This is a genomic window from Streptomyces sp. 150FB (assembly GCF_000818195.1).
Classification (GTDB): Bacteria; Actinomycetota; Actinomycetes; order Streptomycetales; family Streptomycetaceae; genus Streptomyces.
The window spans coordinates 8685168-8699472 of record NZ_JTHL01000001.1; the positions used below are offsets into that span (position 1 = coordinate 8685168).

The 14305-nt window shown below is 70.2% G+C and carries 11 protein-coding genes and 1 pseudogene; 9 read left to right on the top strand and 3 right to left on the bottom strand.

Features of this window, described 5'->3' with window-relative positions; genetic code table 11:
- Positions 1–860: 860 nt before the first annotated feature.
- A pseudogene (locus QR77_RS37290) lies at positions 861–1674 on the top strand (SAM-dependent methyltransferase).
- Positions 1674–3842: an EAL domain-containing protein gene (locus QR77_RS37295; protein WP_107069028.1), complete on the top strand. Its 2169-nt coding sequence runs from the start codon at positions 1674–1676 to the stop codon at positions 3840–3842. Before QR77_RS37290 ends, QR77_RS37295 begins: the two are co-directional and overlap by 1 nt.
- Positions 3843–3894: 52 nt before the next feature.
- Here QR77_RS37295 and QR77_RS37300 read toward each other — a convergent pair whose 3' ends face one another.
- Positions 3895–4281 (bottom strand): helix-turn-helix domain-containing protein, encoded by a 387-nt coding sequence (locus QR77_RS37300; protein WP_236710965.1) that lies wholly within the window; start codon positions 4279–4281, stop codon positions 3895–3897.
- Positions 4282–4346: 65 nt separating this feature from the next.
- Here QR77_RS37300 and QR77_RS37305 point away from each other — a divergent pair, with 65 nt between their 5' ends.
- The 3 genes from QR77_RS37305 to QR77_RS37315 are packed head-to-tail and all read left to right on the top strand — an operon-like array spanning position 4347 to position 6080.
- A complete protein-coding gene (locus QR77_RS37305; protein ID WP_040026412.1) occupies positions 4347–5060 on the top strand; it encodes an SDR family oxidoreductase in 714 nt (237 codons plus the stop codon).
- A gap of 23 nt (positions 5061–5083) precedes the next feature.
- Positions 5084–5599, top strand: coding sequence for a nuclear transport factor 2 family protein (locus QR77_RS37310; RefSeq protein WP_040026414.1), 516 nt, complete (start codon positions 5084–5086; stop codon positions 5597–5599).
- Entirely contained in the window at positions 5592–6080 is a 489-nt protein-coding gene (locus QR77_RS37315) for an ester cyclase (RefSeq protein WP_236710966.1), read from the top strand. Before QR77_RS37310 ends, QR77_RS37315 begins: the two co-directional genes overlap by 8 nt.
- Positions 6081–6128: 48 nt before the next feature.
- On the opposite strand, the gene QR77_RS37320 is transcribed toward QR77_RS37315, so the two are convergent.
- The gene (locus QR77_RS37320; protein ID WP_040026415.1) at positions 6129–7010 is read right to left on the bottom strand and encodes a LysR family transcriptional regulator; all 882 of its coding nucleotides are present in this window, start codon (positions 7008–7010) and stop codon (positions 6129–6131) included.
- Between the two features lie 81 nt (positions 7011–7091).
- Between QR77_RS37320 and QR77_RS37325 the strand changes: the two genes are divergently transcribed.
- The 3 genes from QR77_RS37325 to QR77_RS37335 are packed head-to-tail and all read left to right on the top strand — an operon-like array spanning position 7092 to position 10580.
- Entirely contained in the window at positions 7092–7799 is a 708-nt protein-coding gene (locus QR77_RS37325) for a succinate dehydrogenase (protein WP_078877626.1), read from the top strand.
- Position 7800: 1 nt separating this feature from the next.
- A complete protein-coding gene (locus QR77_RS37330; protein ID WP_078877627.1) occupies positions 7801–9837 on the top strand; it encodes a fumarate reductase/succinate dehydrogenase flavoprotein subunit in 2037 nt (678 codons plus the stop codon).
- Positions 9834–10580, top strand: coding sequence for a succinate dehydrogenase/fumarate reductase iron-sulfur subunit (locus QR77_RS37335; protein ID WP_040026417.1), 747 nt, complete (start codon positions 9834–9836; stop codon positions 10578–10580). The genes QR77_RS37330 and QR77_RS37335 overlap by 4 nt, the downstream gene beginning before the upstream one ends.
- 8 nt (positions 10581–10588) lie before the next feature.
- Here QR77_RS37335 and QR77_RS37340 read toward each other — a convergent pair whose 3' ends face one another.
- A complete protein-coding gene (locus tag QR77_RS37340) occupies positions 10589–12961 on the bottom strand; it encodes an excinuclease ABC subunit UvrA (protein WP_040026418.1) in 2373 nt (790 codons plus the stop codon).
- Positions 12962–13122: 161 nt separating this feature from the next.
- Between QR77_RS37340 and QR77_RS37345 the strand changes: the two genes are divergently transcribed.
- Positions 13123–13941, top strand: coding sequence for a DNA-formamidopyrimidine glycosylase family protein (locus QR77_RS37345; RefSeq protein ID WP_040026419.1), 819 nt, complete (start codon positions 13123–13125; stop codon positions 13939–13941).
- Positions 13942–14305 lie beyond the last annotated feature (364 nt).

Below are 14305 nucleotides of genomic sequence, written 5' to 3' on the forward strand. Positions count from 1 at the left end.
GTGGTGGCGTCGGCGGCGGTGAAGAGGGCGGAGGCGGGGGCGGGGGCGGAGGTGGCGGCGGGCACGGCGGTGGCCAGTGAGGCCAGTGGCAGTGCGGCCGGCACGAGTGGCAGAGCGGCCAGCAGTGATGGCCGCCGGCCACCGCCACAGCGACCACCGAGCCACCCGGGCCGATCGACGCGTATGCGCAACTGTCGGCCGCCGCCGGCGCGGGGACGGCGGAGAGCCAGATGAGTGAAGCCGCAGCCAACAGCCGTCCGGCGAGGGATCCGTACACGGGCAGGAGCTTGGACCGTCCAGGAGATCGGCACGCCGAAAGCGCCCTGGATTCCCCCGAAGAGGGGGACTTTGCGTCCGCGGGTTTAATCTCCCCGAGGAGACGAAGACCGGAACCTCTCGGTAAGTGGCTTATTGTCGACCGCACTCGGGAAAATGGACATCCAAGCCCCCCTCGCCAGACGCTTGTTGATGTTCGGCCCGCCGAACACAACGGTCCGGCACGGGTATCGCGCGCCCCACCGCACGACCGGCGGTCCCGGAGCCGGGCACTGACACCACACCAGGAGAAGCCCATGGTCAGGACGTTGGGGGTATCCCGTACGCGATTGCGCCGGACGCAGTGTGATCCGGCTTCCGCGCTCTCTCGTACAGCTCGTCCACGGATCGCACGCCCCCCGGGGACCGGTCCCGTGCGCCCGGCGCCACAATGGGAGCCGGGCGCACGTGCCGGGAGCGTGTGACCAAGAACGGACCGCTAATTTCCGTTTGGGCTCGCTCTCTTGGCGGGCGATCAGTAGCCTCGGCTCGAACATACGGCCATGTACGTGGCCGCTACTCGTGGCGACGTGTGGGAGACATCGATGGAGCGACCCGCCTGGGCCCCGCCGAGCATCGACATTTCGGTGCCGAGCGTTTCCCGCATTTACGACTATTATCTGGGCGGATCGCACAATTTCGAGGTGGACAGGGAAGTCGGCCGCAAGGCAATGGAGTTCATGCCGGGCCTTCCCACGATCATGAAGGCGAGCCGTGCCTTTATGCGTCGCGCCGTCACATTCGCCACCGGCGAGGGCGTCACACAGTTCCTCGACATCGGGTCCGGCATTCCCACCTTCGGCAGTGTCCATGAGGCCGCCATGGCTGCGACCTCCGAAGCCCGGGTGCTGTACGTCGATCACGACCCGGTCGCCGTCGCCCACGGCAGGGCAGTCCTGGCGGACCACGACAACGCCGGCATGGTGAGCGCCGACCTCCGCAAGCCCGAGCAGCTCCTGAACAGCCCCCAGTTGGACGAGATCATCGACCTCGAACGCCCGGTGGCGCTGCTGCTCGTCTCCGTCCTGCACTTCACTGGAGGACGAGGACGACCCGTACGGCGCCCTCGCCACACTGCGCGACGCGCTGGCGCCCGGCAGCTTGCTCGTGCTCACCCACGCCGCGTACGACGGAATCCCTCTCCCGCAGGAGCAGGTCAGCGGGGTCGTCGGTCTCTACAAGGACATCCGCAACCCACTCGTGATGCGCGGCCGCGAGGCGACGACGCGGTTCTTCGACGGATTCGAGATGATCGACCCAGGACTTGTCCCCCCGCCGAACTGGCGCCCGGACGGCTCCATTTGCCAGGAGGAGCCGTACGCTTTCTCCGGCTTCGCCGGTGTAGGACGAAAGGCGTGATGGTGCCGGAGCAGGACGAGGATTCACCGGCGGACCCGGACGGACCGGAGGACAGACTCCGGCGGTTCGCGACGATCTGGAGCAGGGCGGTGTTCCCCGCCACGGCCACGCCTTTGACGCGCTCCGAGTTCGAGCGTCATCTGCTTTCGCTGGCACGGGAGTTGAAGGAAGCGCTGCACGCGCGCCACTTCGACGCGGCGCCCGCGCACCGCGTCGGGGCCGCGCTCGTCGCCGCCCACTGCACCGACCCCGACGCCCTCGGCCGTACCCTCGGCGTCGTCGACTCGTATCTGATGCTGTACTGCGGCACGGATGACCTGCCGGCCGACGAGAGCAGGGCGCGCTGCTCCCGCCTCCAGCACACGCTCGCGACCGGCTTCGCCCAAGCACTGCGCGAACGCACCCTCGCCGAGCAGGAGTCGGTCGCCCGCTCCGCGCTCGCCGCCCGCAGGGACGCCGAGGAGGCGCTGCACGCCACCGAGGTCCGCTTCCGCGCCGTGTTCGAGGGCGCGGCCATAGGCATCGGGATCGCCGACCTGGAGGGCCGGGTGCTGGAGGTCAACGACACCCTCACCCAGATGTTCGGCGGGCTCGAAACCCATGTCCGCAGCCGCCGGGTCGGCGAGTGGATCCACCCCGAGGACTCCCCGCAGGTCTGCCGGCTGCACGGCGAGCTGGTACGGGGCGAGCGCGAGCACTTCCGTATCGAGAAGGCGTTCTTCCGCAACGACAGCACCGTCCTGTGGACCAACCTGACGGTGTCACTGCTCAGGGACGCCGAGGGGGTGCCGCAGTACCAGTTGGCGCTGATGGAGGACACCACCGAACGCCGCCTGCTCAACCTCCGGTTGCGGTACGAGGCCACGCACGACGCCCTCACCGGGCTGCCCAACCGGACCCTGTTCTTCGAGCGCCTCGACAAGACGCTCGCCGCCGGCGAGAACGCGCGCTTCGGCCTCTGCTACCTGGACCTCGACGGCTTCAAGGCGATCAACGACAGCCTCGGCCACTCGTCGGGGGACCGGCTGCTGGTGGAGGTCGCCGACCGCTTGCAGAGCTGCGCCACCGGGTCGGGACAGATGGTGGCCAGGCTCGGCGGCGACGAGTTCGTCGCGCTGACCACGGGCCACACCGCCCAGAGCGAGGTGGCCGACCTGGCGTCCCGGATCCTCGGTGTGCTGGCGACCCCGATCCGGCTGGACGGGCGGGAGTTCACCGTACGGGGCAGCATCGGCATCGTGGAGGGACCGGTGGCCGGGCGCGGCGCCGCCGAGGTGCTGCGCAGCGCCGACATCACGATGTACCGGGCCAAGGCGGCGGGCGGCAACCGCTTCGAGCTGGCCGACGCGGAGGCCGACGCGCGCGCCATCACCCGGCACGGCCTGACCACGGCGCTGCCCGCGGCGCTGGACCGCGGTGAGTTCTTCATCGAGTACCAGCCGCTCGTCCACCTCCACGACGGTACGGTGCACGGCGCCGAGGCGCTGGTGCGCTGGCTCCATCCGCAGCACGGTGTGCTCGGCCCCGACCGGTTCATCGCGCTCGCCGAGCACACGGGTCTGATCGTGCCGCTCGGCCGGTGGGTGCTCGAACAGTCCGTACGGCAGGCCATGACCTGGCAACGGGAGTCACCCGGCGGGGTGTTCGGCGGACCGATGCGGGTCAACGTCAACCTCTCGCCCGCCCAGCTCCACCATCCCGGACTGGTCGCCGACACCGTAGAGGTGCTGGAGCGCGTCGGCCTGCCGCCGTCGGCGCTCTGCCTGGAGGTCACCGAATCGGCGCTGATCGGCGCCGACGAGGACCTGCTGAAACCGCTGAGGCAGTTGGCCGAGATGGGCGTACACATCGCGCTCGACGACTTCGGGACCGGCTACTCGAACCTGGCCAACCTCCGAAGACTGCCCGTGAGCGTGCTCAAGCTTGATCGTTCCTTCACCCAGGGGATGCAGCAGCATCCGGCCGACCCGGTCGACCTGAAGATCATCGAGGGGATCGTCTCACTCGCCCACAGCCTGGATCTGGCCGTGACCGTCGAGGGCGTGGAGACCGGGGCGCAGGCCGACCATCTGCGCAGGCTCGGCTGTGACACCGGCCAGGGCTGGTACTACGCCCGTCCGGGGCCGCCCGACCAGTTGCACGTGCTGTCGCTGGTGGACGCCTCGTAGCGGCCGCCTGGCAGGACGCGGGCAGCACGGGCCCCGGGGACGTCACGGGCGCTCACGCGAGGTCGGGGAAGCGTTCCACGTTGTCCTCGACCCAGAAGAGCAGCGCCCCCAGGGGCACACAGGCGTCCCGGCCGAGGTCGGTCAGCTCGTACTCCACATGGAGCGGGACGTTCGGATAGACGGTCCGGGTGATCAGGTCGTACTGCTCCAGCCGCCGCAGCACGGCGGACAGGACCTTGGGGCTGATCCCGTCCAGCCGCGCCTTGATCCCGCCGAACCTGACAGGCCCCGCCGTCAGGGCACTGAGGGCGAGCGCGCTCCACTTGTCCGCCAGCAGGTCGAGGATCAGGCGGCACGGACAGCTCGCCGAGTAGACGTCCCTCGCTGCCTGCGGGACGTTCAGACGCGGCATGACCAGGTCTTCGTCATGCTCGACCATGGCACTTCCCTTTGGGTAGTAGGTTCCGTTGCGGGTAACTGGTACCCCTGCGTTACGTTCCCATTATGGACGGAAAACGAGTAGTCATCATCGGTGGTACAGGGGGCCTGGGGTTCGCCGCAGCCCGAGCGGCGTCCGCCGCCGGAGCATCCGTCGTGGTCGTCTCGCGGAGCCGCTCCGGCGTCGACCGCGCGGTCTCCGCACTGCCGGAGCGGACCGAAGGATTCACCCTGGACGTGACAGACGAAGTCGCTGTCCGGACGTTCTTCGACGGACTGGGCGCCTTCGACCACCTCATCTACAGCGCGGGCGAGCCCCTGATGAGCAGCGGCCTCGCCGATACGGACATCGAGGACGTACGGCGGTTCTTCGAGATCCGCTACTTCGGGGCTCTGGCCGCCGTCAAGTACGGCGCTCCGCACATCAGGCCGGGCGGCTCCGTCGTCCTGACGGGCGGCACCGCCTCCACCCGGCCCCAGCACGGCACGACGGCCGTCTCCAGCGTCCTCGCCGCGCTGGAGGGACTGACCCGCGCGCTGGCCGTGGAGCTCGCTCCGCTTCGGGTGAACGCGGTGGTGCCGGGGATCATCCGGACCCAGATGTGGGGAGGTCTCCCGGAGGCCGACCGCGACGCGATGTACCGGTCACTCGAGGAGCGCCTGCCCGTCGGCACGGTCGGCGAACCCGGCGACGTCGCCGAGACGTACCTCTACCTCATGCGGAACAAACACTCCACGGGCTCCACGATCACCATCGACGGCGGCAATGTCCTCGTCTGACCGCGCCGGAAGGAGATCACGCCATGGCCATGACCGCTCTGGATCACGAGGGAATCCGGCAGCTCCTGGCGCGCTACAGCCTCGCGCTCGACTTCGGTGACACCGCCACCCTCGCCGCCTGCTTCGCCCCCGAGGGCCGCTTCGACGAGACCGGCCTGCCGCCCGAACCCTCGGAGTCGCAACGCTTCGAGGGCCGCCCGAGCATCGCCGCCTTCGCGGCCCGTTTCTACGAGCACACCCGGGGAACCGTCCGGCACTGGGCGTCCCAGCCCGTGGTCGAGGGCGATGGCCGGGACGCGACCGGTGTCGCCTTCCTGATGGTGCTGCGGCCGGGCACGGCGCCGCGTACGGGCGTGGTCCTGACCGGTGTGTACCGCGACCGCTACACCAAGATCGACGACCGGTGGCACTTCGCGGCCCGCGAGTTCACCGCCGACCCGCAACCCGGGGACCGGGAAACCGCCCCGGCCGATCCGCTGGTCAACCGCTTCGACGACTTCGTCGCCGGCCGGCCGTACACAGGAGAACCCGATGAATGACCAGATGAATGACACGACGAATGACACGACGAATGATCAGGCGAGTGACACCGAGAGGCAGGCGGCCATCGCCGTCGTGCGGCGCGCCATCGAAGAGGTGCAGGGACGCGGCGACTTCGGCGTCTACGACGAACTCTTCGCCGACGACTTCGTCGACCACACACCGCAGCCGGGCGTCACCGCCGACAAGGCGGGCGTCAGGACGCTGTACGGCGCGCTGCGCTCCGCGTTCTCCGAGTTCGACCCGGAGATCCACTGGCAGTCGGCCGACGGCGGCCTCGTCACGACCTTCAAGACGTATCACGGCATCCACACCGGAGACTTCCTGGGCATCGCGCCGACCGGCACCACGGTCCACTTCGAGTCGGTCGACGCCATGCGGGTCTCCGGCGGCAGGATCGTCGAGCACTGGGGCGTGGGAAACCTGCTCTCGCTCGTACGCCAAGTCGGCGGGCTCCCCTCGGCCGGCGCATCCATCTGAGCGGGTCCGAGCCATGCCGGGCCGGTCGGTCGGTCGGTCGGGGAAGGCTCAGCGCGCCCTCGCGAGAATGACCCGCTGGAGTTCGCGGGCCGCGCGCGGCGGGGCCACATCGCTGCGGTGCGCGAGCGCGATCGTACGGCGCAGCCCCGGCTTGGCCAGGGCGGTGACCCGCAGATCGCGGCCGGCGAGCGCGACGACCATGCTCGGCACCACCGCCACGCCGAGACCGGCCCGTACGAAGCCGAGCACCGCGTCCATCTCGCCGCCCTCCACGGTGAACGACGGGTCGAACCCCTCGGCACGGCAGGCCGCCACGGTCAGCTCACGCAGGTCGTAGCCGTGCCGGAACATCACCAGCGGCTCGTCCTGGAGATCCGCGATCCTGACCGGCCGCCGGGGCGCGGGACCGGCGGCCGACGAGACCACGACCAGGTCCTCCTGAAGCAGCTCCACCGTCGTCAGGGCGGGTGAAGGCGTCGGCAGCGGCAGGACCACCAGCGCCAGATCGAGCGCCCCGCGCGCCAAGTTACGTACGAGGTCGTGCGAGCCGCTCTCCTCGATCAGCAGCTCGATGCCGGGATACAGATCGTGGAAGGCGCGCAGCACGTCGGGGAGGAGCCCCGTGCACAGGCTCGGAGGCGCCCCCAGCCTCACCCGGCCGCGCCGGAGCTGCGCCAGCTCCTGCACCTCGTGCCGGGCGGTCTCGGCGTCGGCGAGGATGCGCCGGGCGAGGGGCAGCAGCGCCTGGCCCGCCTCGGTGAGCGAGACATTGCCGCGCGCCCGGCTGAACAGCTCCGCGCCCAGCTCCTTCTCCAGCGCTCTGATCTGCTGGGACAGGGACGGCTGTGCCACATGGACCTGTTCGGCGGCGTGGGTGAAATGGCTGGTCTCGGCGACGGCCACGAAATAGAGAAGCTGATGGAACTGCACTATCGAAGGATAGACACAGCCTATGGACATGAGCCGCGCCATGTCTTGGACGTCTTGAAGCACGCCGTCTAGCTTCAGAACATGGCTCTGGCAACGCGGACGGACAAACGGCCGTCCATGACCCGCACCCTCTGGGGATCGACCGTCGGGAAAAAGACGGTCATGGCCGTATCCGGACTGATCATGCTCGGATATCTGGTCGTGCACATGTACGGCAATCTCAAGATCTTCTTCGGGCTGGACAGCTTCGACAGCTACGCGCACTGGCTGCGAACCATCGGTGAGCCGTTCCTGCACTACACCTGGGCGCTGTGGATCATCCGCGTCGTCCTGGTCGCCGCCGTCGTGCTGCACGCCGTCTGCGCCTACCAGTTGAGCCGCCGCGACCTCGCCGCCCGGCCCACCGCGTACGTACACAAGAAGCAGCGCGCCAGCTACGCCACCCGCACGATGCGCTGGGGCGGGATCATCCTCGCGCTGTTCATCGTCTGGCACATCCTCGACCTGACAACCGGCACCGTGCACTCCGGCGGCTTCCAGGAGGGCCATCCGTACGAGAACGTCGTGGACACCTTCTCCCGCTGGTGGAACGACGTCATCTACATCGTGGCGATGCTCGCGCTCGGACTGCACATCCAGCACGGCTTCTGGAGCGCCGCCCAGACGCTCGGCGCCGGCAGCGTCACCCGCGACCGCGCCCTGAAGGCGACGGCCAACCTGCTGGCGGTCGTACTGACCGCCGGATTCATCACCGTACCCGTCGCCGTCATGACCGGACTCGTGAGCTGAGATGAACAAGACCACTTCGGACGCACACAGCGACCACACCGACCACTCCCGTTACGGGGACCACGCCGACCAGGGCGACCACAGCCACTACGGCGACTACAGCGACTACGGCACCGGCGAGCCGGTCGCCGACACCCGGGCACCGGAAGGGCCGGTCGCCGAGCGCTGGAACCGGCGGCGCTTCGAGGCCAAACTCGTCAACCCCGCCAACCGCCGCGGACACACCGTGATCGTCGTCGGCACCGGCCTCGCCGGGGGCGCCGCCGGCGCCACACTCGCCGAACAGGGCTACCGCGTCGTCCAGTTCTGCTACCAGGACTCCCCGCGTCGCGCCCACTCCATCGCCGCGCAGGGCGGCATCAACGCCGCCAAGAACTACCGCAACGACGGCGACTCCGTGCAGCGGCTCTTCTACGACACCGTCAAGGGCGGCGACTTCAGGGCCAGGGAGTCCAACGTCCACCGCCTCGCCGAGGTTTCGGTCGAGATCATCGACCAGTGTGTCGCCCAGGGCGTCCCCTTCGCCCGGGAGTACGGCGGCCTGCTCGACACCCGCTCGTTCGGCGGCGTCCAGGTCTCCCGTACGTTCTACGCGCGCGGCCAGACCGGTCAGCAACTGCTCCTCGGCGCCTACCAGGCACTGTCACGGCAGATCGCCGCCGGCCAGGTGGAGATGCACCCGCGCACCGAGATGCTCGACCTGATCGTCGTCGGCGGACGGGCCCGCGGCATCGTCGCCCGCGACCTGATCACCGGCGAGATCTCCACGTACTTCGCGGACGCCGTCGTGCTCGCCTCCGGCGGCTACGGCAATGTCTTCCACCTCTCCACCAACGCCAAGAACAGCAACGCCACGGCGATCTGGCGCGCGCACCGGCGCGGCGCGTACTTCGCCAACCCCTGCTTCACCCAGATCCACCCCACCTGCATCCCGCGCTCCGGCGAGCACCAGTCCAAGCTGACGCTGATGAGCGAGTCGCTGCGCAACGACGGCCGGATCTGGGTGCCGGTGGCACGCGGCGACGAGCGGCCGCCCGCCGAGATCCCCGAGGACGAACGCGACTACTACCTGGAGCGGATCTACCCCTCCTTCGGCAACCTCGTGCCCCGCGACATCGCCTCGCGCGCCGCGAAGAACGTCTGCGACGAGGGACGCGGCGTCGGCCCCGGCGGGCAGGGCGTCTACCTCGACTTCGCCGACGCCATCGCGCGCCTCGGCCGGCGGGCCGTCGAGGAGAAGTACGGCAACCTCTTCGAGATGTACGAGCTGATCACCGCCGAGAACCCGTACGAGGTACCGATGCGCATCTACCCGGCGATCCACTACACGATGGGCGGACTCTGGGTCGACTACGACCTCCAGACCACCGTGCCGGGCCTGTTCGCGATCGGCGAGGCCAACTTCTCCGACCACGGGGCCAACCGCCTCGGCGCCTCGGCACTGATGCAGGGCCTGGCCGACGGCTACTTCGTCCTGCCGTCGACCCTCGCCGACTACCTGGCCCGCAACCCGCACCCCGAACCGCTCGACGACACCCACCCGGCCGTCACCGAAGCCGTCGCCGACACGGAGGACCGGCTGCGGCTGCTGCTCGCCGTCGACGGAGACCGTACGCCCGACTCCTTCCACAAGGAGATCGGCGAACTGCTGTGGGACCACTGCGGGATGGCGCGTACGGCGGACGGCCTGCGCAAGGCGCTCGACCGTATCCCGCAGATCCGCGAGGAGTTCTGGCGCCGGATCAAGGTGCCGGGCACCGGCGAGGAGTTCAACCAGTCGCTGGAGAAGGCCAACCGCATCGTCGACTACCTGGAGCTGGCCGAGCTGATGTGCCTCGACGCGCTGCACCGCTCCGAGTCCTGCGGCGGCCACTTCCGCGAGGAGTCACAGACGGACGGCGGTGAAGCGGCGCGCAGGGACGAGGAGTTCTCGTACGCCGCGGCCTGGGAGTTCCGGGGCACCGGCGCCGCACCCGTCCTGCACAAGGAAGACCTGGTCTTCGAGTACGTCCACCCCACCCAGCGGAGTTACGCATGAGGCTCACCCTGCGCGTCTGGCGACAGCACGACGCCGACGCCCCCGGCGCCATGGTCACCTACGACATCGACAAGATCTCCGAGGACATGTCGTTCCTGGAGATGCTCGACACCCTCAACGAGGAACTGATCCTCAAGGGCGAGGAACCGGTCGCCTTCGACCACGACTGCCGCGAAGGCATCTGCGGCGCCTGCGGAGTTGTCATCAACGGCGACGCCCACGGCCCCGTACGCACCACCACCTGCCAGCTCCACATGCGGCACTTCAAGGACGGCGACACGATCGACGTCGAACCCTGGCGCGCCGGGGCGTTCCCGGTGGTCAAGGACCTGGTGGTCGACCGCTCGGCCTTCGACCGGATCATCGGCTCCGGCGGCTACATCACCGCCCCCACGGGCGCGGCCCCCGAGGCCCACGCCACCGCCGTCCCCAAGGCGGACGCCGACTTCGCCTTCGAGCACGCCGAGTGCATCGGCTGCGGAGCCTGCGTAGCCGCCTGCCCCAACGGCTCGGCGATGCTCTTCACTTCGGCGAAGGTCAACCACCTGGGCGTCCTGCCGCAGGGCGCCCCGGAGCGCGAGACCCGGGTCCTCGACATGGTCGCGACGATGGACGAGGAGGGCTTCGGCGGCTGCACGCTCACGGGGGAGTGCGCCACGGCCTGCCCGAAGGGGATCCCGCTGCCGTCGATCACCGCGATGAACAAGGAGTGGCTGCGGGCGACGCGGAAGGTCGCACGCTGAGCGGGTGTCTACTGAGCCCACCCGATCGCTGAGCGGCGCAGCGCCCGTGCCAGGTACGGCGCGGTGCGGCTGCCCCGGGCGCCGGCGACCTCGGTGGGGGAGCCCTCCGCGACGATCCGGCCGCCCTTGTCGCCGCCGCCCGGGCCCAGGTCGATCACCCAGTCGGCGCCCGCCACCACCGTCATGTCGTGTTCGACGACGACCACCGAGTGCCCGGCGTCGACGAGGCCGTGCAACTGGCGCATCAGCACCTCGACATCGGCCGGGTGCAGCCCGGCCGTCGGCTCGTCGAGGACGTAGAGCGTGTGGGCGCGGTGGGTGCGCTGCAACTCCGTCGCCAGCTTGACGCGTTGTGCCTCGCCGCCCGACAGGTCGGTGGCGGGCTGGCCCAGCCGCAGATAGCCCAGGCCGACGTCGAGCAGCGCCCGTACGCTGCGCTCCGCCGTCGGCGTGCCGGCGAAGAAGCCGTCCGCAGCCTCCACCGTGAGGTCCAGCACCTCGGCGATGTTCCGTCCCTGGTAACGGACTTCGAGCGTCTCCGGGTTGTAGCGGGCGCCGTGGCAGTCGGGGCAGGGTGTGTACGTACTCGGCAGGAACAGCAGCTCGACGGAGACGAACCCCTCGCCCTGGCAGGTCTCGCATCGGCCGCCCGGTACGTTGAAGGAGAACCGGCCCGCGCGGTATCCGCGCGCCCGCGCCTCCGGGGTGCCGGCGAACAGGGCGCGTACGACGTCGAAGAGCCCGGTGTAGGTGGCGAGGTTGGAGCGCGGCGTACGGCCGATGGGCTTCTGGTCCACCGTCACCAGCCGCCCCACACCGGGGAGTTCCTCGTTCACCGTGCCCACCAGGGTGGATTTGCCGGACCCAGAGACACCGGTGACTGCGGTGAACACACCGAGCGGCAGGGCGACTTCGACATCCCGCAGGTTGTTCCGGGTCACCGGACCGATCCTGAGCGTGCCCGACGGCTCGCGAACGGTCCGTACGGGGACGGGCGTCGCGTCGAAGAGGAAGCGCCGGGTCGCCGACTCGTCCACGTCGGCGAGTCCGGCCGGCGGGCCGCTGTAGATGACCCTGCCCCCGTGCTCGCCCGCTTCGGGGCCGACATCGACCAGCCAGTCGGCGTGCCGTACGACATCGAGATGGTGCTCCACGACGAACACGGAATTCCCGGCCTCCTTGAGCCGGTCGAGTACGACGAGAAGAGCCTCCGTGTCGGCCGGGTGCAGCCCGGCCGACGGCTCGTCGAGGACGTACACCACACCGAAGAGCCCGGAGCGGAGCTGGGTGGCCAGCCGCAGCCGTTGCAGTTCGCCGCTGGACAGGGTGGGCGTCGCCCGGTCCAGGCTCAGATAGCCGAGACCCAGCTCGCTGACCGCCCCGATCCTGGCCCGCAGGTCGTCGGTGAGGACGCGCACCGTGGGGGAGCTGTCGGGGCCGGCCGTCAGCCGCCGGTCCAGCTCGGTCAGCGGCAGCGCGACCAGCTCGGGAAAAGTCCGTCCGCCGAAGGTCACGGCGAGCGCCTCGGGACGCAGCCTGCGCCCGCCGCACACCGGGCACGGCAGCGCGCGCAGGAACCGCTCTGCCTTGGCCCGCAGCGAGCGGCTCTTGGAGTCGGCGAAGGTACGCAGTACATAGCGCCGCGCGCTCATGTACGTGCCCTGGTACGGGCGGTGGATCCGCCCGGCGTCGCGGACGGGGTGCACCGTGACGACCGGCTGTTCGTCGGTGAACAGGATCCACTCCCTGTCCCGGGGATCCAGCTCCCGCCACGGCCGTTCGATGTCGTACCCCAGCGCGTCCAGCACATCGCGCAGGTTCTTTCCCTGCCAGGCCCCGGGCCAGGCGGCGATCGCGCCCTCCCGGATCGACAGCGAGGGATCGGGGACGAGCAGCCGCTCATCGGTACGGTGGATCACCCCGAGGCCATGGCATTCGGGGCAGGCGCCGATCGCCGTGTTGGGCGAGAAGGAGTCCGAGTCGAGCCGCTCGGCGCCCGGCGGGTAGTCGCCCGCCCGGGAGAACAGCATGCGCAGCGAGTTGGAGAGCGTGGTCACCGTGCCGACCGAGGACCGCGACCCCGGCGCCGCCCGCCGCTGCTCCAGCGACACCGCGGGCGGCAGCCCGGTGATCTCACCGACCTTCGGTGCGCCGATCTGGTGGATGAGACGGCGCGCGTACGGGGCGACCGACTCGAAGTAACGCCGCTGGGCCTCGGCGTACACCGTCCCGAACGCCAGTGAGGACTTCCCCGACCCGGAGACCCCGGTGAAGACGGCGATCGCGTCGCGCGGGATGTCGACGTCCACGTTCCGGAGATTGTGCTCCTGGGCGCCACGGACGCGTACGTACGGGTCGTGCGGGTCGTGCGGGGTGGCCATGGGCGCTCCGGGTCCGGCGGGATCGCAGGACTCCAGCGTAGGGAGCGCGGCCGGGGCCGCCAGCGGGGAGGTGGCGGACGGAGGGTGGCGGACGGAGGGTGGACGGAGGGTGGCGGACAGGTCCGGCGCGGTTGTCGGTGCCGGGTCGCATGATGGAAGGCATGCCCGAAGGAGACACCGTGTGGCAGGCGGCCCGCCGGCTGCACAGGGGGCTCGCCGGCCGTACGCTCGTGCGCTCGGACCTGCGCGTGCCCAGGCTCGCGACCGTCGATCTGGCCGGCCGCACGGTCATTGATGTGATCGCGCGTGGCAAGCACCTGCTCACCCGGTTCTCCGGCGGCCTGACCCTGCACTCCCACCTCCAGATGGACGGCTCGTGGAAGGTCTACGCGCCGGGCCAGCGGTGGAGCGGCGGCCCCGGCCACCAGATCAGGGCGGTACTGGCCACGGACGACACCACGGCCGTCGGTTACCGGCTGCCCGTCCTCGAACTGCTGCGCACCGCCGACGAGGACCACGTGGTGGGGCATCTCGGCCCCGATCTCCTCGGCCCCGACTGGGACGCGGGCGAGGCCCTGCGCCGGCTCCTGGCCGATCCGTCACGCCCGGTCGGCTCGGCACTGCTCGACCAGCGCAATCTCGCCGGGATCGGCAACGTCTACATGGCGGAACTCTGCTTCCTCGCCCGCTTCACCCCCTGGACACCGGTCGGCGACCTCCCCTCGCCCGAGCGCCTGCTCGGCGCGGCCCGGCGCCTGCTGGAGGCGAACCGCGAATGGCCCGACCGTACGACCACCGGCCCCGCTGTCCGGTCCCGCTCCACCGAGCGACTGTACGTGTACGGCCGGGCCGGCCGCTCCTGCCTGATCTGCGGTACGCCGATCCGTACCGCGTCCGAGTCACACGGCTGGACCGGCCGCGAGCGCCCCACGTACTGGTGCCCGCGCTGCCAGCGGGGCCCGGGGCCCGCTGGCCGGTAGTCGTCTGCGTTCGGCCGGTCGGTGGTTCGCCTGTTGGGGGTTCGGCCGGTCCGGGGTTCAAGCTGTCGGAACGCCGCGCACTGCTCGGTGGCCGGAGCGCGCACGTCGTTGGCGAGGCCGTTGTCGGTGGGGGCAGGCAGGGCTGTTGCCGGAGATCACCGCTGCTGCCGGGTACGGACTGCTTGCGCTGCGGGGCGGGCGCGAAGGGGTCGCTGCCCATGCCGCTTGGGTTAGCGGCGAACTGCTGGCTGTGGTGACGGGGAGGGTTGGCTGGGCGGGCTTGGGCCGCGCCGATGGACGCGGGAGGGCGGGGGGTTGCTGGGTGATCGGGCGGGGTGGGGGGTGTTTTGGGGTGCGGGTTCAG